The sequence below is a fragment of the Citrobacter amalonaticus Y19 genome, from assembly GCF_000981805.1.
GTDB lineage: Bacteria > Pseudomonadota > Gammaproteobacteria > Enterobacterales > Enterobacteriaceae > Citrobacter_A > Citrobacter_A amalonaticus_C.
The window spans coordinates 3,826,274-3,843,948 of the sequence record NZ_CP011132.1; the positions used below are offsets into that span (position 1 = coordinate 3,826,274).

The 17,675-nt window shown below is 53.7% G+C and carries 25 protein-coding genes; 14 read left to right on the plus strand and 11 right to left on the minus strand.

From position 1 onward, the window contains the following. Positions 1 to 33: 33 nt before the first annotated feature. Both rpmA and rplU read right to left on the minus strand, forming a co-directional pair. Entirely contained in the window at positions 34 to 291 is a 258-nt protein-coding gene (gene rpmA, locus F384_RS17550; RefSeq protein ID WP_003861831.1) for a 50S ribosomal protein L27, read from the minus strand. A gap of 19 nt (positions 292 to 310) precedes the next feature. Next, a complete protein-coding gene (rplU, locus tag F384_RS17555; protein WP_042325074.1) occupies positions 311 to 622 on the minus strand; it encodes a 50S ribosomal protein L21 in 312 nt (103 codons plus the stop codon). A 257-nt stretch (positions 623 to 879) separates the two neighbouring features. Here rplU and ispB point away from each other — a divergent pair, with 257 nt between their 5' ends. Both ispB and sfsB read left to right on the plus strand, forming a co-directional pair. Further along, positions 880 to 1,851: an octaprenyl diphosphate synthase gene (ispB, locus tag F384_RS17560; protein WP_046488097.1), complete on the plus strand. Its 972-nt coding sequence runs from the start codon at positions 880 to 882 to the stop codon at positions 1,849 to 1,851. 227 nt (positions 1,852 to 2,078) lie between these two features. Continuing rightward, positions 2,079 to 2,366 (plus strand): DNA-binding transcriptional regulator SfsB, encoded by a 288-nt coding sequence (gene sfsB / locus F384_RS17565; RefSeq protein WP_046488101.1) that lies wholly within the window; start codon positions 2,079 to 2,081, stop codon positions 2,364 to 2,366. A gap of 52 nt (positions 2,367 to 2,418) precedes the next feature. Here the strand turns inward: sfsB and murA are convergent, their stop codons facing one another. From murA to mlaF, 7 genes are all read right to left on the minus strand, one after another. After that, positions 2,419 to 3,678 (minus strand): UDP-N-acetylglucosamine 1-carboxyvinyltransferase, encoded by a 1,260-nt coding sequence (gene murA, locus F384_RS17570; protein ID WP_046488104.1) that lies wholly within the window; start codon positions 3,676 to 3,678, stop codon positions 2,419 to 2,421. A gap of 52 nt (positions 3,679 to 3,730) precedes the next feature. Next, positions 3,731 to 3,985 carry a BolA family iron metabolism protein IbaG gene (gene ibaG, locus F384_RS17575; protein WP_046488106.1) on the minus strand — a complete coding sequence of 85 codons (255 nt, stop codon included), beginning with the start codon at positions 3,983 to 3,985 and terminating at the stop codon, positions 3,731 to 3,733. A gap of 123 nt (positions 3,986 to 4,108) precedes the next feature. Then, complete coding sequence (gene mlaB, locus F384_RS17580) at positions 4,109 to 4,405, minus strand: lipid asymmetry maintenance protein MlaB (RefSeq protein ID WP_046488109.1); 297 nt, start codon at positions 4,403 to 4,405, stop codon at positions 4,109 to 4,111. Further along, positions 4,405 to 5,040, minus strand: a complete 636-nt coding sequence (gene mlaC / locus F384_RS17585; protein WP_046488112.1) for a phospholipid-binding protein MlaC — start codon at positions 5,038 to 5,040, stop codon at positions 4,405 to 4,407. Before mlaC ends, mlaB begins: the two co-directional genes overlap by 1 nt. Positions 5,041 to 5,058: 18 nt before the next feature. After that, entirely contained in the window at positions 5,059 to 5,616 is a 558-nt protein-coding gene (gene mlaD / locus F384_RS17590; protein ID WP_046488115.1) for an outer membrane lipid asymmetry maintenance protein MlaD, read from the minus strand. A 4-nt stretch (positions 5,617 to 5,620) separates the two neighbouring features. Further along, on the minus strand, positions 5,621 to 6,403 hold the full coding sequence (gene mlaE / locus F384_RS17595) for a lipid asymmetry maintenance ABC transporter permease subunit MlaE (protein WP_046488118.1): 783 nt from the start codon (positions 6,401 to 6,403) through the stop codon (positions 5,621 to 5,623). Between the two features lie 7 nt (positions 6,404 to 6,410). Next, a complete protein-coding gene (gene mlaF / locus F384_RS17600) occupies positions 6,411 to 7,223 on the minus strand; it encodes a phospholipid ABC transporter ATP-binding protein MlaF (protein WP_046488121.1) in 813 nt (270 codons plus the stop codon). 208 nt (positions 7,224 to 7,431) lie between these two features. On the opposite strand from mlaF, the gene F384_RS17605 reads away from it, so the two are divergent. The 12 genes from F384_RS17605 (at position 7,432) to yrbL (ending at position 16,205) form a co-directional block, all read left to right on the plus strand. After that, a complete protein-coding gene (locus F384_RS17605; RefSeq protein ID WP_046488124.1) occupies positions 7,432 to 8,409 on the plus strand; it encodes a calcium/sodium antiporter in 978 nt (325 codons plus the stop codon). Positions 8,410 to 8,423: 14 nt separating this feature from the next. Continuing rightward, entirely contained in the window at positions 8,424 to 9,410 is a 987-nt protein-coding gene (gene kdsD, locus F384_RS17610) for an arabinose-5-phosphate isomerase KdsD (protein WP_046488126.1), read from the plus strand. A gap of 20 nt (positions 9,411 to 9,430) precedes the next feature. Beyond that, positions 9,431 to 9,997, plus strand: coding sequence for a 3-deoxy-manno-octulosonate-8-phosphatase KdsC (gene kdsC, locus F384_RS17615; protein WP_046488128.1), 567 nt, complete (start codon positions 9,431 to 9,433; stop codon positions 9,995 to 9,997). Then, on the plus strand, positions 9,994 to 10,569 hold the full coding sequence (gene lptC, locus F384_RS17620) for an LPS export ABC transporter periplasmic protein LptC (protein WP_046488131.1): 576 nt from the start codon (positions 9,994 to 9,996) through the stop codon (positions 10,567 to 10,569). The genes kdsC and lptC overlap by 4 nt, the downstream gene beginning before the upstream one ends. Beyond that, positions 10,538 to 11,086, plus strand: a complete 549-nt coding sequence (gene lptA, locus F384_RS17625; protein ID WP_046488132.1) for a lipopolysaccharide ABC transporter substrate-binding protein LptA — start codon at positions 10,538 to 10,540, stop codon at positions 11,084 to 11,086. The genes lptC and lptA overlap by 32 nt, the downstream gene beginning before the upstream one ends. A gap of 6 nt (positions 11,087 to 11,092) precedes the next feature. After that, the gene (lptB, locus tag F384_RS17630; protein ID WP_046488135.1) at positions 11,093 to 11,818 is read left to right on the plus strand and encodes an LPS export ABC transporter ATP-binding protein; all 726 of its coding nucleotides are present in this window, start codon (positions 11,093 to 11,095) and stop codon (positions 11,816 to 11,818) included. Between the two features lie 47 nt (positions 11,819 to 11,865). Next, complete coding sequence (gene rpoN, locus F384_RS17635; RefSeq protein WP_046488137.1) at positions 11,866 to 13,299, plus strand: RNA polymerase factor sigma-54; 1,434 nt, start codon at positions 11,866 to 11,868, stop codon at positions 13,297 to 13,299. 22 nt (positions 13,300 to 13,321) lie between these two features. Continuing rightward, complete coding sequence (gene hpf / locus F384_RS17640) at positions 13,322 to 13,609, plus strand: ribosome hibernation promoting factor (protein ID WP_003025078.1); 288 nt, start codon at positions 13,322 to 13,324, stop codon at positions 13,607 to 13,609. 115 nt (positions 13,610 to 13,724) lie between these two features. Next, positions 13,725 to 14,216: a PTS IIA-like nitrogen regulatory protein PtsN gene (gene ptsN, locus F384_RS17645; RefSeq protein ID WP_046488143.1), complete on the plus strand. Its 492-nt coding sequence runs from the start codon at positions 13,725 to 13,727 to the stop codon at positions 14,214 to 14,216. Positions 14,217 to 14,249: 33 nt separating this feature from the next. Next, positions 14,250 to 15,104, plus strand: coding sequence for an RNase adapter RapZ (gene rapZ / locus F384_RS17650; RefSeq protein ID WP_012908509.1), 855 nt, complete (start codon positions 14,250 to 14,252; stop codon positions 15,102 to 15,104). Continuing rightward, a complete protein-coding gene (npr, locus tag F384_RS17655; RefSeq protein ID WP_042325034.1) occupies positions 15,101 to 15,373 on the plus strand; it encodes a PTS phosphocarrier protein NPr in 273 nt (90 codons plus the stop codon). Before rapZ ends, npr begins: the two co-directional genes overlap by 4 nt. A 199-nt stretch (positions 15,374 to 15,572) precedes the next feature. Then, positions 15,573 to 16,205, plus strand: coding sequence for a PhoP regulatory network protein YrbL (yrbL, locus tag F384_RS17660; protein WP_046488148.1), 633 nt, complete (start codon positions 15,573 to 15,575; stop codon positions 16,203 to 16,205). A 7-nt stretch (positions 16,206 to 16,212) separates the two neighbouring features. On the opposite strand, the gene mtgA is transcribed toward yrbL, so the two are convergent. Both mtgA and elbB read right to left on the minus strand, forming a co-directional pair. Further along, entirely contained in the window at positions 16,213 to 16,932 is a 720-nt protein-coding gene (gene mtgA / locus F384_RS17665; protein ID WP_046488151.1) for a monofunctional biosynthetic peptidoglycan transglycosylase, read from the minus strand. Continuing rightward, positions 16,929 to 17,582, minus strand: a complete 654-nt coding sequence (gene elbB, locus F384_RS17670) for an isoprenoid biosynthesis glyoxalase ElbB (RefSeq protein ID WP_046488154.1) — start codon at positions 17,580 to 17,582, stop codon at positions 16,929 to 16,931. The genes mtgA and elbB overlap by 4 nt, the downstream gene beginning before the upstream one ends. Positions 17,583 to 17,675 lie beyond the last annotated feature (93 nt).

The window sequence follows — 17,675 nt, forward strand, 5'->3', positions numbered from 1 at the left end:
GGGGCTTTTATCCGTTACCGGACCACGAAAAACTTACTCAGCAACGATGCTGATGTATTTACGGTTGTTCGGGCCTTTAACTTCAAATTTCACTTTACCGTCTGCTTTAGCAAACAGAGTGTGGTCACGACCGCAACCTACGTTGGTACCTGCGTGGAACTTGGTGCCACGTTGACGAACGATGATGCTACCCGCCAGAACAGATTCGCCACCGAAACGCTTAACGCCCAGGCGTTTAGCTTCTGAATCGCGACCGTTACGAGTTGAGCCGCCAGCCTTTTTATGTGCCATTTAAATCTCTCCTCAGGTCTTAGGCGCTGATGCCAGTAATTTTCACATCAGTGAACCACTGACGATGGCCCTGCTGCTTACGATAGTGTTTACGACGACGAAACTTAACGATTTTAACTTTCTCGCCACGACCGTGAGCAACAACTTCAGCTTTGATTACGCCGCCATCAACGAAAGGAACGCCGATTTTGACTTCTTCACCGTTTGCGATCATCAGAACTTCAGCGAATTCAATAGATTCGCCAGTTGCGATGTCCAGCTTTTCCAGGCGAACGGTCTGACCTTCGCTTACTCGGTGTTGTTTACCACCACTTTGGAAAACCGCGTACATAAAAAACTCCGCTTCCGCGCACAACTTTCAATGATTCAGAGTGCGCTATAAATATTCACAATAGGGCGCGAATATTACGCAAAACGTGAGCCTTTGACAAGTGCTACAGTCAATACATGAAGAAAAAAAACACAACGTGTATGGTAACGTTTATCTGCGGCGTTTTTTCAGTACAATCAGCATATATTTCTAACCCTAAACCCTAAGTTACCTTGCCGCATGATGAGGTAAACGGGGCGAAAAGCCCGGCTTTTGCGATGAATTTAGAAAAAATCAATGAGTTAACCGCGCAAGATATGGCGGGTGTCAATGCGACAATCCTTGAACAGCTTAATTCCGACGTCCAACTGATCAATCAGTTAGGCTATTACATTGTGAGTGGTGGCGGTAAACGCATTCGCCCGATGATTGCCGTACTCGCGGCGCGCGCCGTTGGCTATCAGGGAAATGCCCATGTCACGATCGCGGCATTGATCGAATTTATCCACACGGCCACCCTGCTTCATGACGATGTGGTGGATGAATCCGATATGCGTCGGGGTAAAGCCACGGCGAACGCCGCGTTTGGCAATGCCGCCAGCGTGCTGGTTGGCGATTTTATCTATACCCGATCTTTCCAGATGATGACCAGCCTCGGCTCGCTGAAGGTGCTGGAAGTGATGTCTGAAGCGGTGAACGTCATTGCTGAAGGTGAAGTCCTGCAGTTAATGAACGTTAACGACCCGGACATTACCGAAGAAAGCTACATGCGCGTGATCTACAGTAAAACGGCGCGACTGTTTGAAGCGGCGGCGCAGTGTTCCGGTCTCCTCGCGGGCTGTAGTGAAGCCGAGGAAAAAGCGTTGCAGGACTACGGTCGCTATCTGGGAACGGCTTTCCAGTTGATTGACGATCTGCTGGACTACAACGCCGACGGCGAACAACTGGGGAAAAATGTCGGTGATGACCTGAACGAAGGCAAACCTACGTTACCGCTGCTGCATGCGATGCGTAACGGCACGCCAGAGCAGGCGCAAATGATTCGTCAGGCCATTGAGCAAGGAAATGGCCGACACCTTCTGGAGCCGGTACTGGAGGCGATGAACGCCTGTGGTTCGCTGGAATGGACACGCCTGCGCGCAGAAGAAGAGGCCGACAAAGCCATCGCCGCACTGCAGGTACTTCCTGATTCCCAATGGCGCGAGGCGTTGATCGGCCTGGCGCATATTGCCGTACAGCGTGACCGCTAATGACGACATCATCATCCCGCCGTATCGCGCGGGGTGATTCACAAAAGCTCCAATAAAATCCGCGCAACCTCTCTTTTTCTTTGCAATCCACGCAACAAATCTTAATAAATTCTGAATATATAAACTCTTTACATGAACATATTAGAACATCAATTCTCTGAGCGTATAGTGTCTACTGCAAGTTGATTGTGCAAATCAACGATGAATGACCATGAGCGAGGGGATAAATGGAGAGCAAATTCATTGACTGGCATCCGGCAGATATCATTGCCGGATTACGTAAAAAAGGGACATCGATGGCTGCCGAATCACGCAAGCATGGATTAAGTTCCTCCACACTGGCAAACGCCTTAACCCGACCGTGGCCGAAAGGCGAGCTGATCATAGCGAAAGCGCTCGGAACGGAACCCTGGATTATCTGGCCGTCACGCTACCATGATGCTAAAACACATGAATTCATCGACAGAACGCGTCTGATGCGATCGGCGCGCCGGGAAAAGCAGGATGTAAAGTAACTCGCGAAGCAGCAGCCCCGACACAGCGTATCGGGGCTGCTCAATGACGTAATTATTCGGCTTTCACGCGCTCGATGTTAGCGCCCAGCGCACGCAATTTATCTTCGATGCGCTCATAACCGCGATCGATATGATAAATACGATCAACGACCGTCGTCCCTTCCGCAATACATCCCGCCAGCACCAGACTGGCAGAAGCACGCAGATCCGTCGCCATCACCTGCGCACCGGAGAGCTTATCGACGCCGTGACAAATCACGGTATTGCTTTCGATTTCCGCGTGGGCACCCATACGACTCAGCTCAGGCACGTGCATAAAGCGGTTTTCAAACACCGTTTCCGTGATGAATCCCGTCCCTTCCGCCACCAGGTTCAGCAGCGTGAACTGAGCCTGCATGTCTGTCGGGAACGCCGGATGCGGGGCGGTGCGCACATTGACCGCTTTCGGACGTTTGCCGTGCATATCGAGGCTAATCCAGTCTTTACCCACTTCGATATCCGCACCGGCATCGCGCAGTTTCGCCAGCACCGCGTCCAGCGTATCCGGCTGCGCGTTACGGCAGATGATTTTGCCGCGAGAAACCGCCGCCGCCACCAGGAATGTCCCGGTTTCGATGCGGTCTGGCAATACGCGATAGACGCCGCCACCCAGACGTTCTACGCCTTCGATGGTGATACGGTCGGTCCCCTGGCCGGTAATTTTTGCCCCCAGCGCAATCAGGAAGTTGGCGGTGTCGACAATTTCCGGTTCACGAGCCGCGTTTTCAATGATGGTGGTGCCTTCCGCCAGCGTCGCGGCACACATAATGGTCACCGTTGCGCCAACACTGACTTTATCCATGACGATATGCGCGCCCTTCAGACGACCATCAACGGAAGCTTTCACATAGCCTTCTTCCAGCGTGATCGTCGCGCCCAGTTGCTCCAGACCGGTGATATGCAGATCAACCGGACGTGCGCCAATAGTACAACCGCCTGGCAGAGAAACCTGACCCTGACCAAAACGGGCAACCAACGGCCCCAGCGCCCAAATCGATGCGCGCATGGTTTTCACCAGCTCATACGGTGCGCAGAAGACATTAACGTCACGGGCATCTATGTGCACGGAACCATTGCGTTCCACTTTCGCACCGAGCTGGCTCAGCAGCTTCATCGAGGTATCAACGTCCTTCAGTTTCGGGACGTTCTGGATCTCTACCGGCTCTTCCGCCAGCAACGCCGCAAAAAGGATCGGCAGAGCGGCGTTTTTCGCGCCAGAAATTGTGACTTCGCCCTGGAGCCGGGTAGGCCCCTGTACACGAAATTTATCCATGATGTTGTTCTCAGTTAAAATTCATCGTCGTTACCGGTGATTCACCCGTAACTCAAAAACCGTTTAGTTTACGATCGCGCGCCCACTCTGCGGGGGTATACGCTTTGATCGACAGGGCATGAATGCGGTTGTCCGCAATGTACTCCATCAGCGGCGCATAAATCGACTGCTGCTTCTTCACCCGGCTCATGCCGTCAAACATCTCACCCACGGCAATAACCTGAAAGTGGCTGCCATCGCCAGAGACGTGGACTTCCTGGAGGGAGAGTGCGTTCATCAGCACGCTCTGAATTTCATTATTTTCCATGGGCTCTTCATTCGTCAGATTGTGAAAACAGCCCAACATCTTAGAGCAAAGTTGCGCTGTCATAAATAAGCAAAAAACCTCGCGGGTAAATCCGGCGAGGCTGTAGATAATAACGTACTGATATTACTGACGCGGAAGCACGTCGGCAGGTAAGTTATAGAGTTCCGCCAGGGTGAAGACTTTGTCGTTCACCCCCGTCAGAGACACGTTGTTGCCCTGCGTTTTCGCCAGACTGATAAGATGGACCAGCAGCGCCAGTCCCCCGGTATCCACGCGGGAAACCTGGCTGAGATCGATGCAGGTCACGCCGGTCATTGCCTCAACGCGCGCGTCCCACAAGGGATTCAGCACGTCCTGGTCCAGCTCACCCACGAGCGCCAGTTTGTCTCCGTCACGCATCCAACTGAGTGACTGAGTCATTACTTCTTCTCTTCCAGCGTGATTTTATGCTGAGCGATAGATTTCAGCTGCGCCGTCAATCCATCGATTCCTTTAGTCCGCAGCAGATCGCTCCACTCGTTCTGTTTGGTGGTGATCATGCTGACGCCTTCGGCGATCATGTCATAGGCCTGCCAGTGACCCGTCTGGGTATTTTTACGCCACTGGAAGTCCAGACGTACCGGAGGACGACCATGCGGATCAAGAATCGTCACGCGGATCGGAACGATGGTCGCATCACCCAACGGTTGTTCCGGGGCAATCTCATACGTCTGACCGTGATACATCGCCAGCGCCTGGCCGTAAGCCTGTTTCAGGTATTCACGAAACGCGGCGAAGTAGGCGTCACGCTGGGCTGGAGTGGCCTCTTTATAGTAACGACCCAGCACCAACGCGCCGGCGTATTTCACCTGCACATACGGCAGCAGTTCCTGGTCAACCACATCGCGCAGATAGTCCGGATTAGAACGGATTTTCGGCTGTTCGTTTTTCAGGCGGTCGAAGGTTTTCTGCGCCGCTTCATCCATCAACTTGTAAGGGTTGGTCTGATCGGCTGCAATGGCGGTACTCAGCGGTGCAATCACCAGCAGAGCCACCATCATTAAACGCTTAAACATAATTCGATTCTCCTGAGATTAATTCGTTGTGCCCGCAGGCCCAGTGGCTTCATTATGACCTTCGGCCGGCGCCGACGCATCGCCAGAATTCTTATTGTCATCGCCTTTACTGTTGCTGTTGTAAAGGAACTGACCAATCATATCTTCCAGCACCATCGCGGATTTGGTGTCCTGGATCGTGCCGCCATCCTTGAGGATAGACGTTCCCAGCTCAGGATCTTCAAAACCGACGTTCAGCGCCAGATACTGTTCCCCCAGCAGACCGGACGTCCGGATGCTCAGTGAACTGGTATCAGGAATGTTGTTATAGCGCTCTTCGATGTCCAGCGTCACACGCGGTAAATAGGTCTTCGGGTCTAAGGAGATATCCGCCACGCGACCAACCACCACGCCACCGATGCGCACCGGCGAACGCACTTTCAGGCCGCCGATATTATCGAATGTCGCATAAATCGTGTAGGTCGGTTCCGTGCGCATAGAGGTCACGTTGGCCGCCTTCAGGCAGACAAACAGCGCGGCCAGCAATGCAGCTAACAAGAAGATCCCCACCCAAATTTCATTTTTTTTCGTTTGCATGAACTCAATTCCCAAACATCAATGCGGTCAGTACAAAGTCCAGACCCAGAACGGCCAGCGACGAGTGCACAACGGTGCGTGTGGTTGCCCGGCTAATTCCCGCCGAGGTCGGAATCGCATCATACCCATTGAACAATGCAATCCAGGTTACCGTAATGGCGAACACCACGCTTTTGATCAAACAGTTGACCAGATCCAGACGCCAGTCGACGGCATTCTGCATCGCGGCCCAGAAGAAACCGGCGTCAATCCCCTTCCAGCTTACGCCGACCAGAGAACCGCCCCAGATCCCTACGGCCACAAACAAAATCGTCAGCAGCGGCAGCGAGATCACCCCCGCCCAGAAACGTGGGGAGATCACCCGACGCAGTGGGTCGACGGCCATCATTTCCATACTGGAAAGCTGCTCCGTCGCACGCATCAGGCCAATTTCAGCGGTCAGTGCGGAACCCGCGCGACCCGCAAACAGCAGCGCGGCGACGACCGGACCGAGTTCACGCAGCAGCGACAGCGCCACTAACATCCCCAGACTGGTTTCCGCACTATAGGTGGTGAGTACCAGATAGCCCTGCAACCCCAGCACCATGCCGATAAACACGCCAGAAACAATAATGATCAGCATCGACAAGACGCCCACATTATAAAGCTGGCGCACCAGCAGCGGCGCGTGTTTACGAAATTCCGGTTTGCCGACCAGCGCATTGAACAACATTAACCCGGCGCGCCCGAACGTTCTGAGGGTTTTAATCCCCTTGTGTCCCAGCGTCGCCAGTGCATTTAACAGCATGAGTGGCTTAACTCCCTGTTCCGAGTAAATCAGAGTGATAATCGCCCGCAGGATAGCGGAACGGGACGGGTCCGTCTGCAATGCCATCCAGGAACTGACGCACGCGCGGGTCGTCATTCTCTTGCAGCGCCTGTGCGCTGCCGTGGGCCACAATCTTTTTGTCCGCCATAATCCAGGCGAAATCCGCAATGCTCAGGACCTCCGGCACATCGTGAGAGACCACGACGCAGGTCACGCCCAGCGCATTGTTTAATTCTGAAATCAGTTTGACCAGCACGCCCATGGTGATCGGATCCTGCCCGACAAACGGCTCATCAAACATGATGAGATCCGGCTCCAGCGCAATAGCACGCGCTAACGCCGCCCGGCGAGCCATCCCTCCGGACAGTTCTGAGGGCATCAGTTTTGCTGCCCCGCGCAGACCAACGGCTTCCAGTTTCATCATCACCGTGCTTTTCAATAACGACGGGGGAAGCGTGGTATGTTCGCGTAACGGATACGCCACGTTATCAAATACGTTCATGTCAGTGAACAGCGCCCCCGACTGAAACAGCATACTCATCCGTTTACGTACCGTGTAGAGGCGCGAGCGGGACATCGCGGGGATGTTCTCGCCATCAAACAGGATCTCGCCCTTGTCGGGCTGAATTTGTCCGCCAATCAGGCGCAGCAGCGTCGTTTTACCGATCCCCGATGGCCCCATGATCGCGGTGATCTTGCCACGCGGTACGGTCAGAGAGATGTTATCGAAAATGCAGCGATCGCCGCGCGTAAAGCTGACATCGCGCATGTCGACTAAATTCGCCACAGACTGACCCATTGATTCATCCTTCGTGTTGCTTGTTGATCTCAGCATGGCGTGGAATTTAGCCATGAACCCAACATATTTACAGAATATTACCCGCGCTGGTTAGCGAAAGCTGGCATTTGTTTTACTTTTTAGCTGCATAAAGTCAAAATTAAGACTTCGTAACGGTTTCCAGACAATCCCGGTGGACCGGCGAGTATACCTGAAGAAAGGACTTTAGATGCTTTTAGCCACGGCGCTGTTAATTATTGGTTTATTATTGGTCGTCTACGGCGCCGACCGCCTGGTATTTGCCGCGTCAATCCTCTGTCGAACCTTCGGGATCCCGCCGCTGATTATTGGTATGACGGTAGTCAGTATAGGCACATCTCTGCCTGAAATGATTGTTTCTGTCGCCGCCTCCCTGCACGGGCAGTTAGATTTAGCCGTCGGCACCGCGCTCGGATCCAACATGACCAACATATTGTTGATCCTCGGACTGGCCGCGCTGATCCACCCTTTTACCGTGCATTCCGATATTCTGCGTCGCGAATTACCGCTAATGTTACTGGTTAGCGTCGTGGCCGGATCCGTACTGTATGACGGACAACTCAGCCGTAGCGATGGTATCTTTCTTCTACTGTTAGCCGTGTTATGGCTGTTGTTCATTGTTAAAATCGCTCGTCTCGCTGAGCGTCAGGGCAATGACAGCCTCACCCAGGAGCAGGTTGCTGAATTGCCGCGCGAAGGCGGACTGCCGGTGGCGTTTTTATGGCTGGGCATTGCGCTGATTATCATGCCAATGGCCACCCGAATGGTGGTGGATAACGCCACCGTGATTGCCAATTACTTCGCGATGAGCGAACTGACGATTGGCCTGACGGTAATCGCGATCGGCACCAGCCTGCCTGAACTGGCAACCGCCATCGCTGGCGTGCGCAAAGGTGAGAACGATATCGCGGTGGGCAATATCATCGGCGCGAACATTTTTAACCTCACCATTGTCCTCGGTCTCCCCGCCCTGATTACGCCGGGTGACGTGAACCCGTTGGCGTTCAGCCGTGATTACAGCGTGATGCTGCTGGTGAGCGTTATCTTTGCATTACTCTGCTGGCGGCGTCCCCGCCAGTCCGGTCGCGGCGCGGGCGTGCTGTTGACCGGCGGTTTTATCGTATGGCTGGCGATGTTGTATTGGCTGTCGCCGCTTCTCGTTGGATAACTGGAAACAGACATATGTCGCACTTAGCGTTACAACCGGGTTTTGACTTTCAGCAAGCTGGCAAAGAGGTTCTGGCGATTGAACGTGAAGGCCTGGCGGAGCTTGATCAGTACATCAATCAGGATTTCACTCTCGCCTGTGAAAAAATGTTCAACTGCACCGGCAAAGTGGTGGTGATGGGCATGGGGAAATCGGGGCACATTGGCCGCAAAATGGCCGCGACCTTTGCCAGTACCGGCACCTCTTCCTTCTTCGTCCATCCGGGGGAAGCCGCCCACGGCGATCTGGGAATGGTGACATCGCAGGATGTGGTGATTGCCATCTCCAACTCCGGAGAATCCAGCGAGATAGCCGCCCTGATTCCGGTCCTTAAGCGACTGCAGGTTCAGCTTATCTGCATCACCGGTCGACCAGAAAGCAGCATGGCACGTGCTGCGGATGTCCATCTGTGTGTTAAAGTACCGCAAGAAGCCTGTCCGCTTGGTCTGGCACCAACGAGCAGCACTACCGCCACGTTAGTGATGGGCGATGCGCTGGCGGTGGCGTTATTGAAGGCGCGCGGCTTTACCGCTGAGGATTTTGCCTTGTCGCATCCGGGCGGTGCGCTGGGGCGTAAACTGCTGCTGCGCGTTAACGATATTATGCATACGGGCGATGAAATCCCGCATGTCACCAAAGATGCCAGCCTGCGCGATGCGCTGCTGGAAATCACCCGCAAGAACCTCGGGATGACCGTGATTTGCGATGATGCGATGAAGATCAACGGTATCTTCACCGACGGTGATTTACGTCGCGTCTTTGATATGGGTGTTGACGTACGCCAACTCGGTATTGCCGACGTGATGACGCCGGGGGGCATTCGCGTGCGTCCAGGAATTCTGGCGGTCGATGCCCTGAACTTAATGCAGTCCCGCCATATCACCTCCGTGATGGTTGCCGATGGCGACCAGTTACTCGGTGTGTTACATATGCATGATCTCCTGCGTGCAGGCGTTGTGTAGAAATTCAAGGATAAAGAGAAATGAGCAAAGCAGGTGCGTCGCTTGCGACCTGTTATGGACCCGTCAGCGCGGACGTCATCGCCAAAGCAGAGAATATCCGTCTGCTGATTCTTGATGTCGATGGCGTGCTGTCGGATGGCCTGATTTATATGGGCAACAACGGTGAAGAGCTGAAGGCTTTCAACGTCCGTGACGGTTACGGGATTCGTTGTGCGCTGACGTCTGATATCGACGTCGCCATCATTACCGGACGAAAAGCTAAACTAGTAGAAGATCGGTGTGCCACACTGGGGATCACGCATCTGTATCAGGGGCAGTCGGACAAACTGGTCGCCTTTCACAGTCTGCTGGCAAAACTGGCGATTGCGCCGGAAAACGTGGCCTACGTCGGTGACGATCTGATCGACTGGCCGGTGATGGAAAAAATTGGCCTGAGCATTGCCGTTGCGGATGCGCATCCGTTACTGCTTCCGCGCGCGGATTACGTCACGAAAATCGCGGGCGGACGCGGCGCGGTACGAGAAGTCTGTGATTTATTATTACTGGCGCAGGGTAAGCTTGATGAGGCCAAAGGGCAATCGATATGAGTAAAGCCAGACGTTGGGTTATCATTCTACTGTCGTTGGCCGTGCTGGTGCTGATTGGTATTAACCTGGCCGATAAAGACGACACGGCTCAGGTGGCGGTGAATACAAGCGATCCGACCTACAAGAGCGAGCACACGGACACCGTTGTCTACAGTCCGGAAGGCGCGCTGAGCTATCGTTTGATCGCCCAACATGTTGAATATTATTCCGATCAGGCCGTTTCGTGGTTCACGCAACCCGTGTTAACGACCTTTGATAAGGACAAGATCCCGACGTGGTCAATCAAGGCTGATAAAGCCAAGCTGACCGAGGATCGGATGCTGTATCTTTATGGTCACGTTGAAGTCAACGCGCTGGTGCCTGACGCTCAACTTCGCAGAATTACCACCGATAACGCGCAGATCAATCTGGTGACGCAGGATGTTACCTCTGAAGACCTCGTCACGTTATACGGAACAACATTTAACTCCAGCGGACTGAAAATGCGCGGCAACTTACGCAGCAAGAACGCCGAGCTGATTGAAAAGGTTAGAACCTCCTATGAAATTCAAAACAAACAAACTCAGCCTTAATCTTGTGCTTGCCAGCTCACTTCTGGCCGCCAGTATTCCGGCGTTCGCCGTCACCGGCGATACCGAACAGCCGATTCATATTGAATCGGATCAGCAGTCTCTGGACATGCTGGGCAACGTCGTGACCTTCACCGGTAATGTCATTGTGACCCAGGGCACCATCAAAATTAACGCCGATAAAGTGGTCGTTACCCGTCCGGGCGGTGAAGAGGGTAAAGAGGTCATTGATGGCTTCGGCAACCCGGCCACCTTCTATCAAATGCAGGACAACGGTAAGCCGGTAAAAGGCCACGCGTCGAAAATGCATTATGAGCTGGCGAAAGACTTTGTCGTACTCACCGGCAATGCGTACCTGGAACAGCTCGACAGCAACATCACCGGGGACAAAATTACCTATCTGGTGAAAGAACAGAAAATGCAGGCCTTCAGTGAGAAAGGCAAGCGTGTGACCACGGTTCTGGTTCCGTCGCAGTTGCAGGACAAAAACCAGGCCCCGGCTCAGAAGAAGAGTAACTAATTCGCTATGGCAACATTAACTGCAAAGAATCTGGCGAAGGCCTACAAAGGCCGCCGCGTCGTGGAAGATGTCAGTCTGACCGTCAACTCGGGTGAGATTGTCGGTCTGCTTGGGCCAAATGGTGCGGGTAAAACCACCACCTTCTACATGGTCGTCGGTATTGTGCCGCGCGACGCCGGTAACATCATCATTGATGATGAAGACATCAGCCTGCTGCCACTGCACGCCCGCGCGCGCCGCGGGATTGGCTATCTGCCGCAGGAAGCATCGATTTTCCGCCGTCTGAGCGTGTTCGATAACCTGATGGCAGTACTGCAAATTCGTGACGATCTCTCCAGCGAACAGCGTGAAGATCGGGCGAACGAGCTGATGGAAGAGTTCCACATTGAGCATCTGCGCGACAACATGGGCCAGTCGCTCTCCGGGGGGGAACGCCGCCGTGTGGAAATCGCCCGCGCGCTGGCCGCTAATCCGAAGTTTATCCTGCTGGATGAACCGTTTGCCGGCGTTGACCCCATCTCCGTTATCGATATCAAACGCATTATTGAGCATCTGCGTGACAGCGGTCTCGGCGTGTTGATTACCGACCATAACGTCCGCGAAACGCTGGCCGTGTGTGAGCGAGCCTATATCGTGAGCCAGGGACACCTGATCGCGCACGGTACGCCGACAGAAATCCTGCAAGACGATCACGTTAAGCGCGTATACCTTGGGGAAGACTTCAGACTCTGATAGGGTAGAAGTTTGCGACGTCATAGCGGGAGAAAACGACTCTGAACATGAAGCAAGGTTTGCAACTCAGGCTGAGCCAGCAACTGGCGATGACGCCGCAACTACAACAGGCGATTCGTCTGTTGCAGTTGTCCACGCTGGAACTGCAGCAGGAACTCCAGCAGGCGCTGGAAAGTAATCCGTTGCTGGAGCAAACCGACCTTCACGACGAAGTTGATACCCACGAAACGCAGGACAGTGAATCCCTGGATACTGCCGACGCCCTCGAACAAAAAGAGATGCCGGAAGAGTTACCGCTCGACGCCAGTTGGGATGAAATCTACACCGCCGGGACGCCATCGGGCACCAGCGGTGACTACATCGACGATGATCTGCCCGTTTATCAGGGTGAAACCACGCAAACCCTACAGGATTACCTGATGTGGCAGGTGGAGCTCACCCCGTTCTCTGATACCGACCGCGCAATTGCCACCTCGATTGTTGATGCCGTTGACGACACCGGCTATCTCACCGTTTCGCTGGACGATATCCTTGAAAGCATGGGCAATGAAGAGGTGGGTCTTGACGAGGTTGAAGCCGTTCTCAAACGTATTCAGCGGTTTGATCCTGTTGGCGTGGCGGCAAAAGATCTGCGCGATTGCCTGCTAATCCAGCTCTCACAGTTCGACAACGCGACGCCCTTCCTTGAAGAAGCCCGACAGATCATCAGCGATCATCTCGATCTGCTGGCGAACCACGACTTCCGTACCCTGATGCGCGTCACGCGCCTCAAAGAAGAGGTACTCAAAGAAGCGGTCAATTTAATTCAGTCGCTCGATCCCCGCCCTGGTCAGTCGATCCAGACTGGCGAGCCGGAATACGTGATCCCGGATGTGCTGGTGCGTAAGCATAATGGTCACTGGATGGTTGAGCTCAACGGCGACAGCGTTCCCCGCCTGCAAATCAATCAGCACTACGCTGCAATGTGCAACGGTGGGCGCAATGACGCCGACAGCCAGTACATCCGCAGTAATTTGCAGGACGCAAAGTGGTTGATTAAAAGTCTGGAGAGCCGCAACGATACCCTGCTGCGCGTCAGTCGCTGCATCGTTGAACAGCAGCAAGCCTTCTTTGAGCAAGGCGAAGAGTTTATGAAACCGATGGTGCTGGCGGATATCGCCCAGGCCGTTGAGATGCACGAGTCGACCATTTCTCGTGTGACCACGCAGAAGTATCTGCACAGTCCACGCGGCATTTTTGAACTGAAGTATTTTTTCTCCAGCCATGTGAATACCGAGGGGGGTGGCGAAGCGTCCTCCACGGCGATCCGCGCACTGGTGAAGAAGTTGATTGCGGCGGAAAACCCCGCGAAGCCTTTGAGCGACAGCAAGCTAACATCAATGTTGTCGGAACAAGGCATCATGGTGGCGCGCCGCACCGTTGCGAAGTACCGAGAGTCTTTATCCATTCCGCCGTCAAACCAGCGCAAACAACTGGTTTGACCCAACCGATAAGGAAGACACTATGCAGCTCAACATCACTGGAAACAACGTCGAGATCACAGAAGCCCTGCGTGACTTTGTGAATACCAAGTTCGCTAAACTCGAACAGTATTTCGACAGGATCAATCAGGTCTATATTGTGTTGAAAGTGGAGAAAGTCACCCACATCTCGGATGCAACACTGCATGTAAACGGTGGCGAAATTCACGCCAGCGCGGAAGGTCAGGATATGTACGCGGCCATTGATGGCCTGATTGATAAGCTGGCAAGACAGCTCACTAAACACAAAGATAAATTGAAACAACACTAATTGTCCGGGCAGTTAGCGGGTGCAGGACGGCCTGTTGTGCAGAACAACAGGCCATTTGTACAGTTAGCGCTCCGAACTTGTCCCACCGTTGTGCGGCAGGTTCTTAGGTGAAATTATGATAAATAACGATACGTCTCTACAATTGAGCAGTGTACTTAACCAGGAATGTACTCGCAGTGCCGTTCACTGCCAGAGCAAAAAACGCGCGCTGGAAATCATCAGTGAACTGGCGGCAAAACAGCTTAGTTTACCGCCGCAGGTTGTTTTTGAAGCGATCCTGACGCGCGAAAAAATGGGCAGTACCGGCATCGGCAATGGGATAGCCATCCCACACGGCAAGCTGGAAGAAGATACCCTGCGCGCCGTCGGCGTGTTTGTGCAACTGGAAACGCCCATCGCCTTCGACGCGATTGATAATCAACCCGTCGATCTGCTTTTTGCCCTGCTGGTGCCTGCGGATCAAACCAAAACGCACCTGCATACGTTATCACTGGTGGCTAAGCGTCTGGCGGATAAAACCATCTGCCGTCGACTGCGCGCCGCACAAAGCGATGAAGAGTTGTATCAAATCATCACTGACACCGAAGGCGGTCAGGATGAAGCGTAACTCCCCTTTTGCCGTGGTGAGGAGAAACAGTACATGGTACTGATGATCGTCAGCGGTCGTTCAGGGTCAGGTAAATCTGTTGCCCTGCGCGCGCTGGAAGATATGGGCTTTTACTGCGTGGATAACCTCCCCGTGGTGCTGTTACCCGATCTGGCACGCACGCTTGCCGAACGCCAGATTTCGGCAGCCGTCAGCATTGACGTACGCAATATGCCAGAGTCGCCAGAAATTTTTGAGCAGGCAATGAACAACCTGCCCGAGGCGTTCTCGCCGCAGCTGCTGTTTCTTGATGCCGATCGCAACACGTTGATTCGTCGCTATAGCGATACGCGTCGTCTGCACCCCCTCTCCAGCAAAAACCTGTCGCTGGAGAGCGCCATCGATCAGGAAAGTGACCTGCTGGAACCGCTGCGTTCTCGCGCCGACCTGATTGTCGACACCTCAGAAATGTCGGTGCACGAGCTGGCAGAAATGCTGCGGACTCGCCTGCTGGGTAAACGCGAGCGTGAACTCACGATGGTGTTTGAGTCCTTCGGCTTTAAGCACGGGATCCCCATTGATGCCGATTACGTCTTCGACGTACGCTTCCTGCCGAACCCGCACTGGGACCCGAAACTGCGTCCAATGACCGGCCTCGACAAACCTGTTGCCGCCTTCCTCGACAGGCACACAGAAGTACACAATTTTATCTACCAGACTCGCAGCTATCTTGAGCTATGGTTACCCATGCTGGAGACCAACAACCGTAGCTATCTGACCGTTGCTATCGGTTGTACCGGCGGGAAACACCGTTCGGTGTATATTGCAGAACAGCTGGCAGACTACTTCCGCTCACGCGGTAAAAACGTACAGTCACGCCATCGTACGCTGGAAAAACGCAAAACATGACCGTGAAGCAAACTGTTGAAATCACGAACAAGCTGGGCATGCATGCCCGGCCAGCAATGAAGCTCTTTGAACTCATGCAGGGATTTGATGCGGAAGTCCTGCTACGAAATGATGAAGGCACCGAAGCGGAAGCCAACAGCGTCATCGCATTGCTGATGCTGGACTCCGCCAAAGGCCGACAAATTGAGATTGAAGCCTCGGGTCCACAAGAGGTCGAAGCGCTGGCCGCCGTCATCGCCCTGTTCAATTCAGGATTCGACGAAGACTAAGCGTTCACGTCCGACGGACATCGTCACAGAAAACGCCATCCGGCGTTTTTTTTATTTTTTACCCTCCTGCCTGTGCAATTCGTGCGCTTTTTAGATTAAGGATTACCTTAAGAAAACCTTAAGCAAAGTTGTTTAGGTTTCATTTAACCTGAGTGTTCATACTGGATTATTGTCAGTAAATATTTCCAGGATATCACTCATGATTCGTTTATCAGCAGAGACTCCCCTGGGCACCGGACGACATCGTAAGTGCTATGCGCATCCGGATGATGCTCAGCGTTGTATTAAGATTGTTTACAACAGTGGCCAGGGCGGCGACAAAGAGACACAGCGCGAGCTGAAGTACTATGCGCATCTCTCTCGCTACCTGAAAGACTGGAGCGGTATCCCACGCTATTACGGCACGGTAGAGACCGACTGCGGAACGGGTTACGTTTACGATGTGATTGCCGATTACGACGGCAAGCCGTCCGTCACTCTCACCGAGTTTGCCAAACAATGTCGTTACGAAGACGACTTTGCCGTGCTACGTCAGATGCTGAAGAAGCTAAGACGCTACCTGCGTGACAACCATATCGTTACCATGACGCTGAAACCACAAAACGTTCTCTGTCACCGTATCAGCGAATCGGAAGTGGTGCCGGTGGTTTGCGATAACATTGGTGAAGGGACGTTAATCCCGCTGGCGACCTGGTCAAAATGGTTCTGCCGTCGTAAGCAGGAAAGATTGTGGCAGCGTTTTATCGCCCAACCGGTCCTGGCCGTCGCGCTGGAAAGAAACGCCCAACCGAAAGAACACGGCAGTTTGTCGCTCTCTTCGCGCGAGGCTTAATGCAGATTTAATGCAGGTGGTGGCGGGTCATAAACGACTCCCCGCCCAACTGCCGCATTTGACGCAGTATCCACGCCTGACGGCTACGTACATAGCCTGAGGGCGCAGCGGCCTTAAAGCGCAGAGGATTGGGCAATACGGCAGCAAGCAGCGCCGCTTCTGACTGGGTTAATCGGCTGGCCGGTTTGCCAAAATAGCGCTGTGCTGCGGCTTCCACGCCAAATACGCCATCACCAAACTCCGCGATATTCAGGTAAACGGTGAGGATCCGCTTCTTGCTCCAGACGGTCTCAACGCCGACCGTAAGCCCGGCTTCCAGCCCTTTACGCAGCCAACTACGACCATCCCAGAGAAAGAGATTCTTAACGGTCTGCTGTGACAACGTCGAGGCACCGCGAATACGGTTTTCATTACGCTCGTTATGTGACAACGCCTTCTCGATGGCGGCGACGTCAAAACCCCAGTGGTCCGGGAAGGTCTGGTCTTCTGCGGCAATCACCGCGAGTCCCATCCACGGTGAGATCTCATCCATGCTCACCCAGTCGGAATGGGCAACATAGCCAAAATCGCCCTGTAACCAGGCACCAATCTGCCGCTCGACCATCACCGCCGAAAAGGGAACGGGCACCACGCTGAACAGCGCAATGCCACCTCCCCAGAACACAGCGAGAACGATCACAACACGCCACATCACCTGCCGCAGAAAGGCGAAAACCCCTTTTTTCATTCCGCCAGAACCAGCACGCGTGATACCAGTTTTTCGATACCCATTGCCGCCTGAGCGATATCCTGCGCCAGCATATAGGCAGGCGTAGTGACGATTTTATTGTCTTCATCAACGACAATATCATCAACCGGGCACGGCACATGCTCCGCCCCCATCTCTTCCAGCACTTCTGCCGTATCAATATCGGTGCCGATCGTCAAACGCAGCGGGAAGTCGAAGATTTTCGGCAGCATGGCCGGGGCGATACACATAAAACCCAACGGCTTACCAGACTGGTGCATCGCCAACGCGAGCCCGGCTAAATCCGGATCCACCCGGCATTCGCTGCCGAGGCTTGCAAAGTTGCTCAAATTTTTGGCTGCGCCAAAACCACCAGGGACAATCAGCGCATCAAGGTCCGTCGAAACGGCCTGAGAAAGCGGACGAATATTGCCGCGCGTAATGCGAGCCGCTTCGATCAGCACATTGCGGGTTTCCGCCATCGGATCGCCCGTCAGATGATTAATCACATCAACCTGCGCTTTGTCGGGCGCGAAGCAGACGGCCTGCGCACCGCTGCGGGCAATGGCCAGCAACGTCAGTACGGCTTCATGAATTTCAGCACCGTCATACACACCGCATCCGCTAAGAACTACGCCAATTTTTTTCATTCAAATGTCCTTTTCACCACTGTCTGCAGCACATTAATAATTGTGATTAAAATGCTACGCTTCACACATTTAACTGATTCATGTAACAAAGCA

Bases quoted from the DNA above. Each gene is read 5' to 3' on its own strand.
- rpmA (WP_003861831.1), bottom strand. From the start codon at position 291: ATGGCACATAAAAAGGCTGGCGGCTCAACTCGTAACGGTCGCGATTCA.
- rplU (WP_042325074.1), bottom strand. From the start codon at position 622: ATGTACGCGGTTTTCCAAAGTGGTGGTAAACAACACCGAGTAAGCGAA.
- ispB (WP_046488097.1), top strand. From the start codon at position 880: ATGAATTTAGAAAAAATCAATGAGTTAACCGCGCAAGATATGGCGGGT.
- sfsB (WP_046488101.1), top strand. From the start codon at position 2,079: ATGGAGAGCAAATTCATTGACTGGCATCCGGCAGATATCATTGCCGGA.
- murA (WP_046488104.1), bottom strand. From the start codon at position 3,678: ATGGATAAATTTCGTGTACAGGGGCCTACCCGGCTCCAGGGCGAAGTC.
- ibaG (WP_046488106.1), bottom strand. From the start codon at position 3,985: ATGGAAAATAATGAAATTCAGAGCGTGCTGATGAACGCACTCTCCCTC.
- mlaB (WP_046488109.1), bottom strand. From the start codon at position 4,405: ATGACTCAGTCACTCAGTTGGATGCGTGACGGAGACAAACTGGCGCTC.
- mlaC (WP_046488112.1), bottom strand. From the start codon at position 5,040: ATGTTTAAGCGTTTAATGATGGTGGCTCTGCTGGTGATTGCACCGCTG.
- mlaD (WP_046488115.1), bottom strand. From the start codon at position 5,616: ATGCAAACGAAAAAAAATGAAATTTGGGTGGGGATCTTCTTGTTAGCT.
- mlaE (WP_046488118.1), bottom strand. From the start codon at position 6,403: ATGCTGTTAAATGCACTGGCGACGCTGGGACACAAGGGGATTAAAACC.
- mlaF (WP_046488121.1), bottom strand. From the start codon at position 7,223: ATGGGTCAGTCTGTGGCGAATTTAGTCGACATGCGCGATGTCAGCTTT.
- F384_RS17605 (WP_046488124.1), top strand. From the start codon at position 7,432: ATGCTTTTAGCCACGGCGCTGTTAATTATTGGTTTATTATTGGTCGTC.
- kdsD (WP_046488126.1), top strand. From the start codon at position 8,424: ATGTCGCACTTAGCGTTACAACCGGGTTTTGACTTTCAGCAAGCTGGC.
- kdsC (WP_046488128.1), top strand. From the start codon at position 9,431: ATGAGCAAAGCAGGTGCGTCGCTTGCGACCTGTTATGGACCCGTCAGC.
- lptC (WP_046488131.1), top strand. From the start codon at position 9,994: ATGAGTAAAGCCAGACGTTGGGTTATCATTCTACTGTCGTTGGCCGTG.
- lptA (WP_046488132.1), top strand. From the start codon at position 10,538: ATGAAATTCAAAACAAACAAACTCAGCCTTAATCTTGTGCTTGCCAGC.
- lptB (WP_046488135.1), top strand. From the start codon at position 11,093: ATGGCAACATTAACTGCAAAGAATCTGGCGAAGGCCTACAAAGGCCGC.
- rpoN (WP_046488137.1), top strand. From the start codon at position 11,866: ATGAAGCAAGGTTTGCAACTCAGGCTGAGCCAGCAACTGGCGATGACG.
- hpf (WP_003025078.1), top strand. From the start codon at position 13,322: ATGCAGCTCAACATCACTGGAAACAACGTCGAGATCACAGAAGCCCTG.
- ptsN (WP_046488143.1), top strand. From the start codon at position 13,725: ATGATAAATAACGATACGTCTCTACAATTGAGCAGTGTACTTAACCAG.
- rapZ (WP_012908509.1), top strand. From the start codon at position 14,250: ATGGTACTGATGATCGTCAGCGGTCGTTCAGGGTCAGGTAAATCTGTT.
- npr (WP_042325034.1), top strand. From the start codon at position 15,101: ATGACCGTGAAGCAAACTGTTGAAATCACGAACAAGCTGGGCATGCAT.
- yrbL (WP_046488148.1), top strand. From the start codon at position 15,573: ATGATTCGTTTATCAGCAGAGACTCCCCTGGGCACCGGACGACATCGT.
- mtgA (WP_046488151.1), bottom strand. From the start codon at position 16,932: ATGAAAAAAGGGGTTTTCGCCTTTCTGCGGCAGGTGATGTGGCGTGTT.
- elbB (WP_046488154.1), bottom strand. From the start codon at position 17,582: ATGAAAAAAATTGGCGTAGTTCTTAGCGGATGCGGTGTGTATGACGGT.